At 55.4% G+C, this 18,103-nt stretch carries 15 protein-coding genes; 13 read left to right on the plus strand and 2 right to left on the minus strand.

All coding sequences use genetic code 11. The annotated features are described in order from the left end of the window. Positions 1 to 12: 12 nt before the first annotated feature. Together focA and ycaO are read right to left on the minus strand one after the other, a co-directional pair. Positions 13 to 870 carry a formate transporter FocA gene (focA, locus tag BWI95_RS13395; RefSeq protein WP_139567605.1) on the minus strand — a complete coding sequence of 286 codons (858 nt, stop codon included), beginning with the start codon at positions 868 to 870 and terminating at the stop codon, positions 13 to 15. A gap of 405 nt (positions 871 to 1,275) precedes the next feature. Then, positions 1,276 to 3,036: a 30S ribosomal protein S12 methylthiotransferase accessory factor YcaO gene (gene ycaO / locus BWI95_RS13400; RefSeq protein ID WP_076770314.1), complete on the minus strand. Its 1,761-nt coding sequence runs from the start codon at positions 3,034 to 3,036 to the stop codon at positions 1,276 to 1,278. A gap of 137 nt (positions 3,037 to 3,173) precedes the next feature. Between ycaO and BWI95_RS13405 the strand changes: the two genes are divergently transcribed. The 13 genes from BWI95_RS13405 (at position 3,174) to kdsB (ending at position 17,970) form a co-directional block, all read left to right on the plus strand. Then, complete coding sequence (locus BWI95_RS13405; RefSeq protein WP_054803088.1) at positions 3,174 to 3,866, plus strand: DUF421 domain-containing protein; 693 nt, start codon at positions 3,174 to 3,176, stop codon at positions 3,864 to 3,866. 162 nt (positions 3,867 to 4,028) lie between these two features. Continuing rightward, on the plus strand, positions 4,029 to 5,114 hold the full coding sequence (gene serC, locus BWI95_RS13410; RefSeq protein ID WP_023481286.1) for a 3-phosphoserine/phosphohydroxythreonine transaminase: 1,086 nt from the start codon (positions 4,029 to 4,031) through the stop codon (positions 5,112 to 5,114). A 66-nt stretch (positions 5,115 to 5,180) separates the two neighbouring features. Continuing rightward, a complete protein-coding gene (aroA, locus tag BWI95_RS13415; RefSeq protein ID WP_054803089.1) occupies positions 5,181 to 6,464 on the plus strand; it encodes a 3-phosphoshikimate 1-carboxyvinyltransferase in 1,284 nt (427 codons plus the stop codon). A 134-nt stretch (positions 6,465 to 6,598) separates the two neighbouring features. After that, entirely contained in the window at positions 6,599 to 7,366 is a 768-nt protein-coding gene (loiP, locus tag BWI95_RS13420; RefSeq protein WP_023481474.1) for a metalloprotease LoiP, read from the plus strand. A 163-nt stretch (positions 7,367 to 7,529) separates the two neighbouring features. Further along, positions 7,530 to 8,213 (plus strand): (d)CMP kinase, encoded by a 684-nt coding sequence (gene cmk / locus BWI95_RS13425; RefSeq protein WP_023481374.1) that lies wholly within the window; start codon positions 7,530 to 7,532, stop codon positions 8,211 to 8,213. A 121-nt stretch (positions 8,214 to 8,334) separates the two neighbouring features. Continuing rightward, positions 8,335 to 10,008, plus strand: coding sequence for a 30S ribosomal protein S1 (rpsA, locus tag BWI95_RS13430; protein WP_023481457.1), 1,674 nt, complete (start codon positions 8,335 to 8,337; stop codon positions 10,006 to 10,008). 179 nt (positions 10,009 to 10,187) lie between these two features. Next, on the plus strand, positions 10,188 to 10,472 hold the full coding sequence (gene ihfB, locus BWI95_RS13435; protein ID WP_007374142.1) for an integration host factor subunit beta: 285 nt from the start codon (positions 10,188 to 10,190) through the stop codon (positions 10,470 to 10,472). A 217-nt stretch (positions 10,473 to 10,689) separates the two neighbouring features. After that, positions 10,690 to 12,954 (plus strand): ComEC family protein, encoded by a 2,265-nt coding sequence (locus tag BWI95_RS13440; RefSeq protein ID WP_076769638.1) that lies wholly within the window; start codon positions 10,690 to 10,692, stop codon positions 12,952 to 12,954. Positions 12,955 to 12,990: 36 nt separating this feature from the next. After that, positions 12,991 to 14,739 (plus strand): lipid A ABC transporter ATP-binding protein/permease MsbA, encoded by a 1,749-nt coding sequence (gene msbA, locus BWI95_RS13445; protein ID WP_054803090.1) that lies wholly within the window; start codon positions 12,991 to 12,993, stop codon positions 14,737 to 14,739. Then, positions 14,736 to 15,713 carry a tetraacyldisaccharide 4'-kinase gene (gene lpxK / locus BWI95_RS13450; protein ID WP_054803091.1) on the plus strand — a complete coding sequence of 326 codons (978 nt, stop codon included), beginning with the start codon at positions 14,736 to 14,738 and terminating at the stop codon, positions 15,711 to 15,713. The genes msbA and lpxK overlap by 4 nt, the downstream gene beginning before the upstream one ends. 45 nt (positions 15,714 to 15,758) lie before the next feature. Continuing rightward, on the plus strand, positions 15,759 to 16,991 hold the full coding sequence (locus tag BWI95_RS13455) for a winged helix-turn-helix domain-containing protein (RefSeq protein ID WP_054803092.1): 1,233 nt from the start codon (positions 15,759 to 15,761) through the stop codon (positions 16,989 to 16,991). A gap of 50 nt (positions 16,992 to 17,041) precedes the next feature. Beyond that, a complete protein-coding gene (locus BWI95_RS13460; RefSeq protein WP_054803093.1) occupies positions 17,042 to 17,224 on the plus strand; it encodes a Trm112 family protein in 183 nt (60 codons plus the stop codon). After that, positions 17,221 to 17,970 carry a 3-deoxy-manno-octulosonate cytidylyltransferase gene (kdsB, locus tag BWI95_RS13465; RefSeq protein ID WP_054803094.1) on the plus strand — a complete coding sequence of 250 codons (750 nt, stop codon included), beginning with the start codon at positions 17,221 to 17,223 and terminating at the stop codon, positions 17,968 to 17,970. The genes BWI95_RS13460 and kdsB overlap by 4 nt, the downstream gene beginning before the upstream one ends. The last annotated feature ends 133 nt before the right edge of the window (positions 17,971 to 18,103 follow it).

Consider the following 18,103-nt stretch of genomic DNA (forward strand, 5'->3'; position numbering starts at 1 on the left):
CTGAAACGATCTTTAGTGACGATCGTTGCCACGCAGGTAAATGACCCAGTATGTCAACCCGACCAGTAAGCCTCCACCGATGATGTTCCCGATGGTTACCGGGATCAGGTTGTCGGTAATAAAGTGCATTACGGTCAGGTGAGAAAAACTTTCCGGGCTGGAACCAACGGCGGTCCAGAACTCCGGGCTTGCAAAGTTGCGAATCACGATGCCCATCGGGATCATAAACATGTTCGCAATACTGTGCTCAAAACCGCTGGCGACAAACATCGCTACCGGCAGCACCATAATCATTGCTTTATCCATCAGGCTGCGGCCGGAGTAACTCATCCATACCGCCATGCAGACCATCAGGTTGGCGAGGATACCCAACGCCACCGCTTCAACGAAGGTGTGGTGCACCTTGTGATCGGCGGTCTGCAATACGTTTAAGCCCCAGCCGCCGTTGGCGACCATATATTCGCCGGACAGCCACATTAATAAGACGAAGAGCAGCGCACCCACCAGGTTACCAACGTAAACGTTGATCCAGTTTCGAGCCAGTTGCCCCCATGTGATGCGTCCGCTGGCTTTCGCCACAACAATCAGCACCGTGGAGGTAAAGAGGTCGGCGCCGCAGATAATGCAGAGAATCAACCCAAGTGAGAAACAGATGCCGCCGATAAGTTTCGCAATGCCATACGGCATGGTTGCTGTACCGGTGGTAGCCGTTATATAGAAAACGAATGCAATGGAGATAAACACACCGGCGGTAATCGCCAGGTAGAAGGTCTTAAGCGGATGTTTAGTCGCTTTATAGACACCAGCTTCTTCGGCCACTTTGGCCATCTCTGCTGGAAGTATAAGATCAAAAGGGTTGTCAGCTTTCACACTAACTCTCTCTTTATTAAGTCGGCGACGAGATACTAACAAAGCATTATAGAAGACAATTTGATATGGATCATATCTCGCCTGGCTTATAGGCCCGCAAAGCGTATGGTTTTTCTGCTAAAGCGGAGTAACGTGTTGATTATCAAAATAAAAATAAATTTTAAAATTTATAAGAAGCGTTGAATTTTTTTGTGCGATCCTCCGTTAACGGTTAATTAATATGGAGTAATTGCCATTCGACGTAACAATATTCGCGCTGCGAATATAATTATATTCACCCACGATTAACGTAAATATTACATTTAAGATTCATCACCAAAATATAATAAAAAAGGGGCAATAAAATTGCCCCGTAATATAGCGTAGACTTGCGAATAAGCCTACCTGTTGTAGTGTTATTTATCGTTACTTAGACCAGTAAGCGACTTTGGCACGTTGTAATTTTTCGTAAGCGGCTAACAGTGCCTGATGAGCCGGGAACGCCTGCAGCGTGCCGTCGGCAGGCTGCAGATCGTAAAACGGCGCTTCACCGCTGAGGGCGGCGCTGGCGGCTTCAACGGCCTGCGCGCCATACATGCGCACAAAAGCGTTCAGGTATTGCAGCGGTTGGCGCTCCTCTTCCTGCGCCAGCAGAAGCAGGGTCTGCAGGCAGCGGTAGTAGTTGGCACGCTCTGGGCTGAAGATCGAGGCATTAAACTCAATCGTCCACTCGGTCCAGGCCAGCGCCTGATCGAGATCGCCGCCCGCCAGCGCCAGCATCGCTTTCAGCTCGCCGATGCGCAGGGTGTACCAGCCGTTATCTTTGCCCGTCGCCAGACCCAGCAGCTCGCGCACGCGTGTAAAGTCATCGTGACCTTCATCATCCAGCTGGGCGATAAGATCGAGATAGGCCTCTTTATCCCACTCGCTGCCAGGCAGGGAGAGGATCGTTTCACGCAGGTGGGTACCCATGGTGTTATTCGCCAGCCACAGATCTTCCGCCGGATAGATATCAGACATGCCCGGCACCAGAATACGGCAGGCATAGACGCCCAGGTGCTCATAATCCGCGATATAAACCTCTTTATCTTCCTTCTGGAAGATACTCATCAGCGTCGCGAACTCCTCTTCCGTAGTGCCGGCAAAGCTCCAGTCGACAAACGGATAATCGGCATCCTGTTTGAACAGATCCCAGGAGATAAGACCGCTGGAGTCAATAAAGTGCGTTTCGAGGTTAGCGTGTTCCGCCACTTCTTCATCATCAAAGGTCGGCGGAGTGAAGACATCCAGATCCTTCAGACCGCGGCCCTGCAACAGTTCCGTCACCGTACGCTCCAGCGCCACGCCGAAGTCCGGGTGCGCGCCAAACGAGGCGAAGCAAGTGCCATTCGCCGGGTTGAACAGCACCACGCAGATCACCGGGTAGTTACCGCCCAGCGAGCCGTCATAGGCAAAGATTGGGAAACCTTCCGCTTCCAGTTTGGCAATCGCTTCGACCACGCCCGGATAGCGCGCCAGCACCTCCTGCGGGATCTCCGGCAGGCTAATACTCTCGGCGATAATGCGGTTTTTAATATGACGTTCGAAAACTTCAGACAGCCCCTGCACGCGCGCTTCGTTACGGGTATTGCCCGCCGACATGCCGTTGGAGACATAGAGGTTGCCGACGATATTCATCGGGATATAGACCGTCTGCTCATCCGACTGGCGGGTAAAGGGCAGGGCGCAGATCCCGCGCTCTTCATTACCGGATTGCAGATCGATCAACATACCAGCGGCCAGCTCATTTTCCGGATCGTAGTAGGCACGCAGACGTGCATCGAGAATGCCTTCCGGCAGCGAGTCATCTTCCGGCAGCGGGAACCACTTCTCATTCGGATAGTGGACAAACGGCCCCTGGGCAATGGCGTCGCCAAGCCAGAAGTCAGCAAAGAAGTAGTTGGTGGAGAGACGTTCGAAATATTCGCCGAGCGCGGAGGCCAGCGCCGCTTTCTTCGTGGCACCTTTACCATTGGTAAAGCAGAGCGCGCACTCTTTATCGCGGATATGCACCGACCAGACGTTTGGCACAGGGTTTAGCCAGGAGGCCTCTTCAATATTGAAACCGAGATCGGTCAGTTTCTGCTGAAAGCGGGCGATGGAGTCTTCCAGCGCGGCGTCTTTACCGGGGATAAATGTTTGAGTCATGGCGGTCACTTTTTTCGTACGTAAAGCGCGCAATGATACGGGTTTTACGTGGCAGGCGCTATCGTCCTTAGTGGTGCGGCGAAAATAAAAGTTCTGGCTATGCTTATCAGGAGTAACTCACTGTTAAGGCATTAAAAATGAAAGCGTTTGACCTGCATCGCATGGCGCTCGACAAGGTTCCCCTCGAATTTCTGGGCGAAGTGGCCCTGCGCAGTCTCTACACCTTTGTACTGGTTTTTCTGTTCCTCAAAATCACTGGTCGACGCGGCGTACGGCAGATGTCGCTGTTTGAAGTGTTGATTATTTTGACCCTTGGCTCGGCGGCGGGTGACGTCGCTTTCTATGATGATGTCCCCATGCTGCCGGTGCTGGTGGTCTTTATTACCCTCGCGCTGCTCTACCGTCTGGTGATGTGGCTGATGTCGCATAGCGAAAAGCTGGAAGATCTGCTCGAGGGCAAGCCGATCGTCATTATTAAAGAGGGCGAGCTGGAGTGGGAGAGGCTGCATAAAGAGAACATGACAGAGTTCGAGTTCTTTATGGAGCTGCGCAACAACGGCGTCGAGCAGCTCGGGCAGGTGCGGCTGGCGATTATGGAGACCAACGGCCAACTCAGCGTCTATTACTATATTGATGAAGAGGTCAAACCCGGGCTCTGCATTCTGCCAGAGGGGTGCAGCGAGCGTTTTATCACCGTGCCGGAAGCGGGCGATTATGTTTGCGTCCGCTGCAGTAAAATTTCTGCGCTGCAGGCGGGTGAAAAAAAAGCCTGCCCGCGCTGCGCAAATCCGGAATGGTCGAAGGCCAGCAGGGCGATTCGCGTCACATAACAGGGTTTTTATCGGATCTGCTTTCGACTGACAAAACATTCTGCTATGTGATGGGGCGCACAACTTTCCCCTGCCTCTGATTACTCGTTGCGGCCTGTGGCGGTGAATGATAAAACCGATGTCACAGGAAAAACGTTTTGCTTTATAGGGTGGTAAGGGGAAATGACGCAGGTTTTCAATTTTAGTTCTGGCCCGGCCGTATTACCGGCGGATGTGCTTAAGCAGGCTCAGCAGGAGTTGTGCGACTGGCAAGGTCTCGGCACGTCGGTGATGGAAATCAGCCACCGTGGCAAAGAGTTTATCCAGGTGGCGGAAGAGGCAGAAAAGGATTTTCGCGATCTGCTCAATATCCCCTCCAACTACAAAGTGCTGTTTTGTCACGGCGGTGGCCGCGGCCAGTTCGCTGGCGTTCCGCTCAATCTGCTGGGCGATAAAACCACCGCGGATTATGTCGATGCCGGTTACTGGGCGGCAAGCGCCGTCAAAGAGGCGAAGAAGTACTGCACGCCGAACGTTATCGATGCCAAAACCACCCTCGACGGCCTGCGCGCGGTTAAACCGATGCGCGACTGGCAGCTGAGCGACAACGCAGCCTATCTGCACTACTGCCCGAACGAAACGATCGACGGCATTGCCATTGACGAAACGCCGGACTTTGGCGATGTGGTGGTGGCAGCGGATTTCTCCTCTACCATTCTTTCTGCCCCCCTTGATGTCAGCCGCTTTGGCGTGATTTACGCCGGTGCGCAGAAAAACATTGGCCCGGCGGGATTAACGCTGGTTATTGTGCGTGAAGATTTGCTCGGTAAAGCGCACCAGTCCTGCCCGTCGATTCTTGATTACAGCGTGCTTAACGATAACGATTCGATGTTCAACACCCCGCCGACCTTTGCCTGGTACCTCTCCGGCCTGGTATTCAAATGGCTGAAGCAGCAGGGTGGCGTGGCAGCGATGGACCGCATCAACCAGCAAAAAGCCGATCTGCTGTATGGCGTGATCGACGGTAGTGATTTCTACCGTAACGATGTGGCGAAGGCGAACCGCTCACGTATGAACGTCCCTTTCCAGCTGGCTGACAGCGCGCTCGATAAACTCTTCCTCGAAGAGTCGTTTGCCGCTGGCCTGCACGCGCTGAAAGGCCACCGTGTGGTGGGCGGCATGCGTGCTTCCATCTATAACGCCATGCCGCTGGCGGGCGTGCAGGCGCTGACGGACTTTATGGTTGAGTTCGAACGCCGTCACGGTTAATGCAGTAATGACCATCCCCGCAGCCGGGCTGCGGGGTTTTATTTTGTCCGTAGAGAGTGAAGTTTCATGGAATCCCTGACGTTACAACCCATCGCGCGTGTGGATGGCACCATCAATCTGCCTGGTTCAAAGAGTGTTTCAAACCGCGCCTTGCTGCTTGCCGCATTTGCCCGTGGCACCACCGTGCTGACCAACCTGCTGGACAGCGACGATGTTCGCCATATGCTTAATGCCCTGACTACGCTGGGGGTTCACTATACGCTGTCAGCCGATCGCACCCGCTGTGAAGTGACCGGCGTGGGCGGCCCGCTGAACGCGGCAGAAAAAGTTGAGTTATTCCTCGGTAATGCTGGTACGGCGATGCGTCCGCTGGCAGCCGCGCTCTGCCTGGGCGACGGCGACGTGGTATTGACCGGCGAGCCGCGCATGAAAGAGCGCCCGATTGGTCATCTCGTTGACGCGCTGCGTCAGGGCGGGGCGAAGATCGACTACCTTGAGCAGGAGCACTATCCGCCTCTGCGCCTGCGCGGCGGGTTCAACGGCGGCGAAGTGAGCGTTGATGGCAGCGTCTCCAGCCAGTTCTTAACCGCGCTGCTGATGACCGCGCCACTGGCGCCGCAGGATACGGTGATCACCATCAAAGGCGATCTGGTGTCGAAACCCTATATCGACATTACTCTGCATCTGATGAAAACTTTTGGCGTTGACGTTGATAACCAGCAGTACCAGCGTTTTGTCGTGCGTGGCGGGCAGCACTATCAGTCGCCGGGACACTACCTGGTTGAAGGCGATGCCTCGTCTGCCTCCTACTTCCTTGCGGCTGCGGCCATTAAAGGCGGTACAGTCAAGGTGACCGGTATTGGTCGTAATAGCGTGCAGGGCGATATTCGTTTTGCCGATGTGCTGGAAAAAATGGGCGCGACCGTGGTCTGGGGCGAAGATTATATTGCCTGTTCGCGCGGCGAGCTGAACGCCATCGATATGGACATGAACCATATTCCCGATGCGGCGATGACCATCGCCACTACGGCACTCTTCGCGAAGGGTACTACTACGCTGCGTAATATCTACAACTGGCGCGTGAAGGAGACCGATCGCCTCTTCGCCATGGCGACGGAGCTGCGCAAAGTGGGCGCAACGGTGGAGGAGGGGGAAGACTTTATTCGCGTGACGCCGCCAGCTGCGCTGCAGGTTGCAGAGATTGGCACCTATAACGATCACCGCATGGCGATGTGTTTCTCGCTGGTGGCGCTGTCGGATACGGCGGTCACCATTCTCGATCCGAAATGCACGGCGAAAACTTTCCCTGATTACTTCGAGCAGTTAGCGCGTATCAGTACGCTTGCCTGATGTTCTTACCGCCCCGCATCCTCTGCGGGGCGCAATTACCTGCCATTGTTAAGAGGGTGAAAAGCCGTTGCGCTGTGCTACCATTTGCGCGGGACTCTTTCCCTCAATTCAGTTAGTTAATACATGGACTGTCAATGAAAAAAACAATGATTTTTAGCTGCCTCGTAGCAGCAACGCTTGTCTCTGGTTGTAAGAACATGGGTGGTATTGATACGGATGCGCTGACCAAATCCGGTATGTCTGCTTATAAAGCGGCGACGCTGAGCGACGCGGATGTGAAAACGCTTTCTGAGCAGTCATGTGCTGAGATGGACAAGCAAAACACCATCGCGCCTGCATCGAGCACCTACGCGAAGCGTCTGAACAAGATTGCTAAAGCGCTGGGCAACAACATCGATGGCACGCCAGTCACTTACAAAGTCTATATGACCAAAGAAGTGAACGCGTGGGCGATGGCGAACGGCTGTATTCGTGTCTATAGCGGTCTGATGGACATGATGACCAACAACGAAGTTGAAGCGGTTCTGGGCCATGAAATGGGCCACGTTGCGCTGGGTCATAGCCGTAAAGCGATGCAAACCGCGTATGCCACACTGGCCGCGCGTGATGCGATCTCCGCCAGCAGCGCGGCAGGTGCACAGCTCTCCCAGTCTCAGCTGGGCGATCTGGGTGAGAACCTGATCAACTCTGCCTTCTCCCGTAGCCAGGAGTCCGCAGCGGATGATTTCTCCTACGATCTGCTGAAAAAACGTAACATCAGCCGTCAGGGTCTGGTTACCAGCTTTGACAAGCTGGCGAAGCTGGATGCCGGTTCTGAGAAATCGATGTTTGATTCTCACCCGCCGTCAGCTGAGCGTGCGAAGCATATCCGCGACCGTATCGCCGCAGATAGCAAGAAGTAAGTTTTATTCCGGGCTGGTGCAAATCAGCCCGTACTCCCGCGCAATTAATCTACACTCAGCCTCATACTCTTTCGTTATTCGCACGCAGCAGTAACTTTCGTGCGCGTTGGCGCGTATAATGCGCGGCGTTATATAACGATATGCCTTGATTAAGGAGAAAAAGATGACGGCAATTGCCCCGGTAATCACCATTGATGGGCCAAGCGGTGCGGGAAAAGGCACGCTTTGCAAGGCAATGGCGGAAGCGTTGCAATGGCATCTGTTAGATTCAGGCGCAATTTATCGTGTGCTGGCGCTGGCCGCACTGCATCATCACGTTGATGTCTCTTCGGAAGATGTACTGGTGCCGCTCGCCGTGCACCTTGATGTGCGTTTTGTCTCAACCGACGGTCATCTGGAAGTGATCCTCGAAGGCGAAGATGTCAGCGGCGAAATTCGTACCCAGGAAGTGGCCAATGCCGCGTCGCAGATTGCTGCGTTCCCGCGCGTGCGTGAGGCGCTGTTGCGTCGCCAGCGCGCCTTCCGTGAAGCGCCCGGTCTTATTGCCGATGGCCGCGATATGGGCACGGTGGTTTTCCCCGATGCGCCGGTAAAAATTTTCCTCGACGCCTCGGCGGACGAGCGTGCGCATCGCCGCATGCTACAGTTGCAGGAGAAGGGCTTTAGTGTTAACTTTGAACGCCTTTTGGCTGAGATAAAGGAACGAGACGACCGCGATCGTAATCGTCCTGTTGCACCGCTGGTTCCCGCTGCCGATGCTTTAGTGCTGGATTCTACCCGCTTAAGCATTGAGCAAGTGATTGAAAAAGCGCTACAATACGCCCGCCAAAAGTTGGCTCTCGCATAACATATGCGACCGAATTCGTAGTACCCCCTGCTGCAATGGATTGTGAGCAGGCATGTGAAACAACCCCATCCGGCATGAAGCCAGGTGGACGTTAAATTGAAGAATCCTGAAGATTATCAATATGACTGAATCTTTTGCTCAACTCTTTGAAGAGTCCCTGAAAGAAATCGAAACCCGCCCGGGTTCCATTGTCCGCGGTGTTGTTGTTGCTATCGACAAAGATATCGTACTGGTTGACGCCGGTCTGAAATCTGAGTCCGCCATTCCGGCTGAGCAGTTCAAAAACGCCCAGGGCGAGCTGGAAATCCAGGTTGGTGACGAAGTTGACGTTGCTCTGGATGCAGTAGAAGACGGCTTCGGTGAAACCCTGCTGTCCCGTGAGAAAGCGAAACGTCACGAAGCTTGGATCACGCTGGAAAAAGCTTACGAAGACGCTGAAACTGTTACCGGTGTTATCAACGGCAAAGTCAAGGGCGGCTTCACTGTTGAGCTCAACGGTATTCGCGCGTTCCTGCCGGGTTCCCTGGTAGACGTTCGTCCGGTCCGTGACACTCTGCACCTGGAAGGCAAAGAGCTTGAATTCAAAGTAATCAAGCTTGACCAGAAGCGTAACAACGTTGTTGTTTCCCGTCGTGCGGTTATCGAATCCGAAAACAGCGCAGAGCGCGATCAGCTGCTGGAAAACCTGCAGGAAGGCATGGAAGTTAAAGGTATCGTTAAGAACCTCACTGACTACGGTGCATTCGTTGATCTGGGCGGCGTTGACGGCCTGCTGCATATCACTGATATGGCATGGAAACGCGTTAAGCATCCGAGCGAAATCGTAAACGTTGGCGACGAAATCACTGTTAAAGTGCTGAAGTTCGATCGCGAGCGTACCCGTGTATCTCTGGGCCTGAAACAGCTGGGCGAAGATCCGTGGGTTGCTATCGCTAAACGCTACCCGGAAGGCACCAAGCTGACTGGCCGCGTGACCAACCTGACCGACTACGGCTGCTTCGTTGAAATCGAAGAAGGCGTTGAAGGCCTGGTTCACGTTTCCGAAATGGATTGGACCAACAAAAACATCCACCCGTCCAAAGTTGTTAACGTTGGCGACGTAGTGGAAGTTATGGTTCTGGATATCGACGAAGAACGTCGTCGTATCTCCCTGGGCCTGAAGCAGTGCAAATCCAACCCGTGGCAGCAGTTCGCTGAAACCCACAACAAGGGCGACCGCGTTGAAGGTAAAATCAAGTCTATCACTGACTTTGGTATCTTCATCGGCCTGGACGGCGGTATCGACGGCCTGGTTCACCTGTCTGACATCTCCTGGAACGTTGCAGGCGAAGAAGCAGTTCGTGAATACAAAAAAGGCGACGAAATCGCAGCCGTTGTTCTGCAGGTTGACGCAGAGCGTGAGCGTATCTCCTTGGGCGTTAAACAGCTCGCAGAAGATCCGTTCAACAACTACGTTGCACTGAACAAGAAAGGCGCAATCGTAAACGGTAAAGTCACTGCAGTTGACGCTAAAGGCGCAACCGTAGAACTGGCTGACGGCGTTGAAGGTTACCTGCGCGCTTCTGAAGCTTCCCGTGACCGCGTTGAAGACGCAACTCTGGTTCTGAATGTTGGCGACGATGTTGAAGCTAAATTCACCGGCGTTGACCGTAAAAACCGCGTAGTTAGCCTGTCTGTTCGTGCGAAAGACGAAGCTGACGAGAAAGATGCAATTGCTTCTGTTAACAACAAACAGGAAGAAGGCAACTTCTCTAACGCTATGGCTGAAGCTTTCAAAGCAGCTAAAGGCGAGTAATCAAGCACGCTGTCTCATTTGCGCTGTAGCGCGACGTAAGTCGACCGTTATAGCGCAATTGATGATGAGCAACTTGACAGATTACAAGATTCGTCCTGTAATCAATGACAAAGGGCGGCTACGGCCGCCCTTGTTCAAGCTACTAAGCTAACCTTGCGTTGAAGGAGACCGGAGCAATCATGACCAAGTCAGAATTGATCGAAAGACTTGCAAGCCAGCAATCGCATATTCCGGCTAAAGCTGTTGAAGATGCAGTGAAAGAGATGCTGGAGCATATGGCCTCTACTCTTGCCCAGGGCGAGCGCATTGAGATCCGCGGTTTCGGCAGTTTCTCCCTGCACTATCGTGCACCACGCACCGGGCGTAACCCAAAAACAGGCGATAAAGTGGATCTGGAAGGTAAATACGTTCCGCACTTTAAGCCGGGTAAAGAATTACGTGACCGCGCCAATATTTATGAATAAGCCTTAGCCAACGCTAACGTTTACTCGTCGAAAGAGCACCCATTGGGGTGCTTTTTTCGTTTTTAGCATCGCTAATTTTTTCGGCCTACCTCGCAAAAATATGTCGCTGTAGTGTAACCCTGTAAACACCCCCCGACACGCGCCGCAAGCCGCGGAAAACGCTCCTGACATCGCTATCTCTGCATCTCATACTGCGCCTCATAACACGGAGGTAAGGATGAGACTGACCGCGCTGGCTGCCTGTATTACGCTCGGGATTATGCCGCTTGCATGGCTGCCGGCACTGCCGGGCATCAGCACACTCTGGTGCGTCATCATTGCCGGAACTCTGCTGGGTTGCCAACGCTACCTAGTATTGCGCTACGTTGGCATGACGCTGCTTTTTTTTGCATGGGGGATCCTTGCCGCAATGCAGGCTGTTTGGCCGGCCCAGCACCTGCCAGCAGCGCATCGCCAGATCGAGTTTGAAATTACCCAAACTGATAACGCGACTCGTCACCAGGGGAAAATCCTGCGTCTTGATGGTAAGTGGCTTCTTGCCGCTCCGGGCATTACGCTCTACGGGCAATATCTGCCCGCCCCGGCCTGCGCCGGGCAGCGCTGGGCGATGACCATTCGCGCGCGGGCCGTTCATGGGCAACTGAACGAAGGTGGCTTTGATGCGCAGCGCTACGCGCTGGCCTCGCATCAACCGCTCACCGGTCGCTTTATCGATGCCAGCTTACTGCAATCGCGCTGCAGCTGGCATGCAGACTATCTTCACTCGCTGAGCGAAGTACTGGCTGAACGGCAGTGGAAAGCCGTTATTCTTGCGCTCGGTATGGGTGAGCGTGCAGCACTTAGCCCGGAGATAAAGGAGGCCTTCCGTCAGACGGGAACCGCGCATTTGATGGCGATTTCTGGCTTACATATCGCGCTGGCCGCGATGCTTGGCTGGCTGTTTGCCCGAGCCGCACAGCTTCTCTTACCTGCACATTGCATTAACTGGCGTTTTCCACTCTTAACCGGACTAGTTTGCGCGGTCTGCTACGCCTGGCTTACGGGGTTACAACCGCCAGCGCTGCGCACGGCAATATCGCTTTGCGTCTGGGCGCTGCTGCGTCTTTCCGGCAGGCAGTGGTCGCCCTGGCAGGTGTGGATATGTTGCGTGGCCGCGATTCTGTTTATCGATCCGCTGGCGGTGCTCTCTGATAGTCTCTGGCTCTCCGCTTTTGCCGTTGCAGCTTTGCTGTTCTGGTTTCAGTGGTTTCCTGCGCCGCTGAAGGTGCGCACGCGGCTCGGGCGAGGCGCGCTGAACCTGCTGCATTTGCAGGTCGGGATGCTGTTGCTTTTACTGCCAATGCAGCTCGCTATCTTTCATGGTCTGAGCCTGAGCGCGCTGGTGGCGAATCTGATTGCCGTCCCGCTGGTGACGTTTGTGACAGTGCCGCTTATTCTGGCCGGGATGCTGCTGCATCTGTCCGACTCCATGGTTTTGCAGTCGCTCTGCTGGGCGCTGGCGGATATGAGCCTGGAGGCGCTGTTTACGTTTTTGCGCGGGTTACCGCCCGGCTGGGTCAATATAGACACGCGTTGGCAATGGCTCTCCTTTGCGCCCTGGCTGCTACTGATTGCGCTACGCTTTCGCCTGTGGCGCACGATCCCTGCCATCTGTCTGGGTTGCCTGACACTGCTCGCTTATCCCGTCTGGCGCAGCGCGCGGCCTGATAACTGGTCAGTGCATATGCTGGATGTCGGGCAGGGCCTGGCGATGGTGATAGAGCGTCGGGGAAGAGCGCTGCTGTATGATACCGGTACCGCGTGGCCCGGCGGAGACAGTGGCGCGCAGTTGATTGCGCCCTGGCTGCGCTGGCGCGGGCTGCGGCCGGAAGGGATAATTCTCAGTCACGATCACCTCGATCATCGCGGCGGCCTGGATTCGTTGCTGAAGGTCTGGCCGCAGTTGTGGATCAGAAGTCCCATTGGTTGGGCAGGGCATGCGCCCTGTTTTCGCGGCGAGCGTTGGCAATGGCAGGGATTAACCTTTACCGCGCATTGGCCGCTAAAAGAGACACGCTCGCAGGGCAATAACCGCTCCTGCGTGGTGAAGGTAGAGGATGGACGCTACAGCGTGCTGCTCACCGGTGATATTGAAGGGCAGGGGGAGATGGCGATGCTCAGCCATTACTGGGCGCATTTGCAGGCTACACTGATGCAGGTGCCTCACCACGGAAGCCAGAGCTCTTCGACCTTGCCCTTTATACAGCGTGTCGGCGGCGCGGCGGCACTGGCGTCAGCTTCGCGTTATAACGCCTGGCGTTTGCCCTCGGCGAAGGTTAAAAAACGTTACCAGCAGCAAGGCTATCAGTGGTACGACACGCCTCATCAGGGGCAGATCACCGTTTCATTTTCGCCTCAGGGCTGGGAAATCCACAGCTTACGCGATCAACTTTTACCACGTTGGTATCATCAGTGGTTTGGCGTCCCCCAAGATAACGGGTAGAATATGCGGCTATTTCAACAAGTGCTGGTTTTTTGAATGCATAACGACAAAGATCTCTCTACATGGCAGACATTCCGCCGTCTATGGCCGACTATTGCGCCTTTTAAAGCGGGGCTGATCGTGTCGGCGATCGCGTTAATCCTCAACGCAGCCAGCGATACCTTCATGTTATCGCTCCTCAAACCGTTACTGGACGATGGTTTTGGTAAAACGGATCGCTCAGTGCTGCTATGGATGCCGCTGGTGGTAATTGGCCTGATGATCCTGCGCGGCATCACCAGCTACATTTCGAGTTACTGCATCTCCTGGGTTTCCGGCAAAGTGGTGATGACCATCCGCCGTCGCCTGTTCAGCCATATGATGGGCATGCCGGTCTCCTTCTTCGACAAACAGTCCACCGGCACCTTGCTGTCACGCATTACTTATGACTCAGAGCAGGTGGCGTCATCGTCGTCCGGCGCGTTGATCACCGTTGTGCGCGAAGGTGCCTCAATCATCGGGCTGTTTATCATGATGTTCTGGTACAGCTGGCAGCTGTCGCTGATTCTGATCGTGCTGGCACCGATTGTGTCGATCGCCATTCGCGTTGTCTCCAAACGTTTTCGCAGCATCAGTAAGAATATGCAAAACACCATGGGGCAGGTGACAACCAGCGCAGAGCAGATGCTAAAAGGGCACAAAGAGGTGCTGATGTTTGGCGGGCAGGAAGTGGAAACAAGCCGCTTTGACAAAGTCAGCAACAAAATGCGCCTGCAGGGAATGAAAATGGTTTCGGCCTCCTCCATCTCCGACCCGATTATTCAGCTTATCGCTTCTCTGGCGCTGGCCTTTGTGCTCTATGCCGCGAGCTTCCCGAGCGTCATGGCGACGCTGACGGCCGGTACTATCACCGTGGTCTTCTCGTCGATGATTGCACTGATGCGTCCGCTAAAATCGCTGACCAACGTCAACGCGCAGTTCCAGCGCGGAATGGCGGCCTGCCAGACGCTGTTTGCCATCCTCGATAGCGAGCAAGAGAAAGATGAAGGCAGCCGCAATATTGAACGTGCGCGTGGCGATCTTGAGTTCCGCAATGTGACCTTTACCTATCCCGGGCGTGAAACCCCAGCGCTGCGTAATATCAATCTCACCATTCCGGCCGGTAAAACCGTCGCGCTGGTAGGGCGCTCTGGCTCAGGTAAAACCACCATTGCCAGCCTGATCACGCGCTTCTACGATATCGATGAGGGTGAAATCCTGCTGGATGGTCACGACCTGCGCGAGTACACGCTCTCTTCACTGCGCAACCAGGTCGCACTGGTTTCTCAAAACGTCCACCTCTTCAACGATACCGTGGCGAACAACATTGCCTATGCGCGTACGGAAGAGTACAGCCGCGAAGAGATTGAGCGTGCCGCTGAGATGGCCTATGCCCTCGACTTTATCAATAAGATGGATAACGGTCTCGATACCATCATTGGTGAAAATGGCGTTCTGCTCTCTGGTGGTCAGCGTCAGCGCATCGCCATCGCGCGCGCGCTGCTGCGCGACAGCCCGATCCTGATCCTTGATGAGGCGACCTCTGCACTCGATACCGAGTCCGAGCGCGCCATTCAGGCAGCGCTGAATGAGCTGCAGAAAAACCGCACCTCGATGGTCATCGCGCACCGTTTGTCGACCATTGAACAGGCCGACGAAATTGTGGTGGTGGAAGATGGCCGCATTGTCGAGCGCGGTAGCCACACCGAGCTGCTGGCGCAGCGTGGGGCGTATGCGCAGCTTCATAAGATGCAGTTTGGCGAATGATCGCGCGCATCTGGTCCGGTGAATCCCCGCTGTGGCTGTTGCTGCTGCCGCTCTCCTGGCTCTATGGCCTGGTGAGTGGCGCAATCCGGTTTGCTTATCGTATCGGATTAAAAAAAGCCTGGCGCGCCCCGGTGCCAGTGGTCGTTGTCGGTAACCTGACGGCGGGCGGCAATGGTAAAACGCCAGTGGTTATCTGGCTGGTCGAGCAGCTACAGCAGCTCGGTATCCGCGTGGGAGTGGTCTCGCGCGGCTACGGGGGTAAGGCCGATCGCTATCCGCTGCTGTTGACGCCTGAAACGTCAACAGCGCAGGCGGGGGATGAGCCGGTGCTGATTTATCAGCGTACCGGCGCGCCGGTGGCGGTTTCGCCTGACAGATGTGAAGCGGTCAACGCTTTATTGTCGCAGCATCCGCTGCAGCTGATCGTTACCGACGATGGTTTACAACACTATCGGCTGGCGCGTGATAAAGAGATTGTGGTGGTAGACGGCGTGCGGCGCTTCGGCAATGGCTGGTGGCTGCCGGCGGGGCCGATGCGTGAACGCGCGTCGCGCCTGAAAAGCGTCGATGCCGTGATCGCCAACGGCGGTACGCCGCAGACGGGTGAAATCGCCATGCGTTTGCGTCCAGGTCTGGCGGTCAATCTGCTGACGGGCGAGCGCCGTACGGTAAACGAGCTTGGCCAGATTGTCGCGATGGCGGGAATTGGCCACCCTCCGCGCTTTTTCGCCACCCTTGCTGAGTGTGGCGCAACGCTTAAGCGCAGCGTGGCGCTGGCGGATCACCAGGCGCTGGCACAGAAGGATGTTGACGCGCTGCTTCAGCCCGGTGAAACGCTGGTGATGACGGAAAAAGATGCCGTTAAATGTCGTCCATTTGCGCAGGCTAACTGGTGGTATCTGCCGGTTGATGCCGAGCTTGCGGGCGATGCGGCCGAAAAATTATTGCTGGATCTGCTCACACTGGTGCGCTGAGGATAGCCGCCTCGGCTGCGCCCTGTTTCATCAACAGGAACGCCTATGTCTGTGCCGCAACTTTCGATTACCGCCGCTCGCCATCTCCATCTCGCCGCGCAGGGTCTGCTGCAAAAACCTTCCCGACGTGCAAAACCGGAGGATATCCTCTCGACTATCCGGCGTATGTCACTGTTGCAGATCGATACCATTAATATCGTCGCCCGCAGCCCTTATCTGGTGTTGTTCAGCCGTCTCGGCGCCTTTGAGCCGCGCTGGCTGGATGATGCCCTGCGCAACGGCGAGTTGATGGAGTACTGGGCGCATGAAGCCTGCTTTCTGCCGCGCGAGGATTTTGCCCTCGTCCGTCACCGCATGCTGGCACCCGACAAAATGGGGTGGAAGTATCGCCAGGCGTGGATGCAGGAGCATGCGGCTGAGATTGAGCAGCTTATTGCACACATTGAGGAGCATGGTCCGGTGCGATCCGCTGATTTTGAACATCCGCGCAAAGGCACCAGCGGCTGGTGGGAGTGGAAACCCCATAAGCGTTATCTGGAGGGGCTGTTCACCGCCGGAAAAGTAATGGTCATTGAGCGGCGTAATTTCCAGCGCGTCTACGATCTGACGCAGCGCGTGATGCCGCAGTGGGACGATGTGCGCGATCTGCTCTCGCAGGAGCAGGCCGAAGCCATCATGCTGGAAAAGAGCGCCCGCAGCCTTGGCCTGTTCCGTGCGCAGTGGCTGGCGGATTACTATCGCCTGCGTCGCCCGGCGCTTGCTCAGGCATTGGCGCAGATGCAAGAGGCGCAAACCATATTACCGGTTAATGTCGAGGGGCTAGGACCTGCGTGGTTACACGCCTCTTTGCTGCCGCTGCTGGAACAGGCGCAGGCGGACAAACTCACCGCCACCCACAGCGCGGTGCTCTCGCCGTTCGATCCGGTGGTCTGGGATCGCAAGCGAGCGGAACAACTATTTGGCTTCAGCTACCGGCTGGAGTGTTATACCCCGGCACCGAAGCGGCAATATGGCTATTTTGTCCTGCCTTTGCTGCACCGGGGGCGGCTGGTCGGGCGGATGGATGCAAAAATGCACCGCAAAACCGGCGTGCTTGAAGTGATTGCGCTGTTTCTGGAAGAGGGCATTTCCCCGTCGCTTCAGCTGGAGAAGGGGCTACAGCGTGCGATTACCGACTTCGCGCGCTGGCAAGGTGCGCAGCGCATTACCTTTTCACGCCTGCCCAATGGCCTGTTTTCATCATCGCGTGCCGGTCTGGAGATAGACGCGGCGTCATAATTGCCTATGATAAGTTCAATCCGCTCATCATCGGTTTCTCAGGAGGAAAGATGGATCACCGTTTACTCGAAATAATTGCCTGCCCGGTCTGCAACGGCAAACTCAACTACACCCAGGATAAGCAGGAGCTGATCTGCAAAGTCGACAGCCTGGCTTTCCCGGTACGCGAAGGCATTCCTGTGCTGCTGGAAACCGAAGCCCGCGCGTTAACCCCAGAAGAGAGCCGTCCATGAGCTTTGTGGTAATTATTCCCGCGCGCTACGCCTCGACGCGCCTCCCGGGTAAGCCGCTGGTCGACATCAACGGTAAACCGATGGTGGTGCATGTGCTGGAGCGCGCTCGCGAATCTGGCGCTGAGCGTATTATCGTTGCTACCGATAACGAAGAGGTGAGGGAGGCGGTGCAGGCGGTGGGCGGCGAAGTGTGCATGACCCGCGCGGATCATCAGTCCGGCACCGAGCGTCTTGCTGAAGTCGTTGAAAAATGTGGTTTCAGTGATGAGACAGTGATCGTTAACGTACAGGGTGATGAGCCGATGATCCCGCCGGCGATCATTCGCCAGGTCGCCGACAATCTGGCCGCGCGCCGCGATGTCGGTATGGCAACGCTGGCTGTGCCGATTGAGAGTGCAGAAGAGGCCTTCAACCCCAATGCGGTGAAAGTGGTAATGGATGCGCAGGGCTACGCGCTCTACTTCTCGCGTGCCACCATTCCGTGGGATCGCGACCGTTTTGCCGCCTCGCGTGAGACCATCGGCGACAGCTTCCTGCGTCATATCGGCATCTATGGCTATCGTGCTGGTTTTATTCGCCGCTATGTCAGCTGGCAAACCAGCCCGCTGGAGCAGATCGAGATGCTCGAGCAGTTGCGCGTGTTGTGGTACGGCGAAAGAATCCACGTCGATGTAGCAAGCGTGGTCCCCGGCACCGGCGTTGATACGCCAGAGGATCTTGAACGCGTCCGCCAGGCGATGCGTTAACCTACTCATCCCCTCCGCCCGGAGGGGATTTGCTCTGGCTCGTCAAATAATCACCCTGTTTTGATCTCATTGGGGTGACATCTCCCGGTATGGCGCTCATTATAAAAGCAGTCGTTTTTGTAGGGGCATTGCT

Origin of the sequence: Kosakonia cowanii JCM 10956 = DSM 18146 (genome assembly GCF_001975225.1) — a bacterium.
Taxonomy (GTDB): domain Bacteria; phylum Pseudomonadota; class Gammaproteobacteria; order Enterobacterales; family Enterobacteriaceae; genus Kosakonia; species Kosakonia cowanii.

Coding starts and splice junctions, on each gene's coding strand:
- aroA (WP_054803089.1), top strand. CDS start 5,181: ATGGAATCCCTGACGTTACAACCCATCGCGCGTGTGGATGGCACCATC.
- kdsB (WP_054803094.1), top strand. CDS start 17,221: ATGAGCTTTGTGGTAATTATTCCCGCGCGCTACGCCTCGACGCGCCTC.
- BWI95_RS13440 (WP_076769638.1), top strand. CDS start 10,690: ATGAGACTGACCGCGCTGGCTGCCTGTATTACGCTCGGGATTATGCCG.
- BWI95_RS13405 (WP_054803088.1), top strand. CDS start 3,174: ATGAAAGCGTTTGACCTGCATCGCATGGCGCTCGACAAGGTTCCCCTC.
- lpxK (WP_054803091.1), top strand. CDS start 14,736: ATGATCGCGCGCATCTGGTCCGGTGAATCCCCGCTGTGGCTGTTGCTG.
- BWI95_RS13455 (WP_054803092.1), top strand. CDS start 15,759: ATGTCTGTGCCGCAACTTTCGATTACCGCCGCTCGCCATCTCCATCTC.
- rpsA (WP_023481457.1), top strand. CDS start 8,335: ATGACTGAATCTTTTGCTCAACTCTTTGAAGAGTCCCTGAAAGAAATC.
- ihfB (WP_007374142.1), top strand. CDS start 10,188: ATGACCAAGTCAGAATTGATCGAAAGACTTGCAAGCCAGCAATCGCAT.
- msbA (WP_054803090.1), top strand. CDS start 12,991: ATGCATAACGACAAAGATCTCTCTACATGGCAGACATTCCGCCGTCTA.
- cmk (WP_023481374.1), top strand. CDS start 7,530: ATGACGGCAATTGCCCCGGTAATCACCATTGATGGGCCAAGCGGTGCG.
- loiP (WP_023481474.1), top strand. CDS start 6,599: ATGAAAAAAACAATGATTTTTAGCTGCCTCGTAGCAGCAACGCTTGTC.
- ycaO (WP_076770314.1), bottom strand. CDS start 3,036: ATGACTCAAACATTTATCCCCGGTAAAGACGCCGCGCTGGAAGACTCC.
- serC (WP_023481286.1), top strand. CDS start 4,029: ATGACGCAGGTTTTCAATTTTAGTTCTGGCCCGGCCGTATTACCGGCG.
- BWI95_RS13460 (WP_054803093.1), top strand. CDS start 17,042: ATGGATCACCGTTTACTCGAAATAATTGCCTGCCCGGTCTGCAACGGC.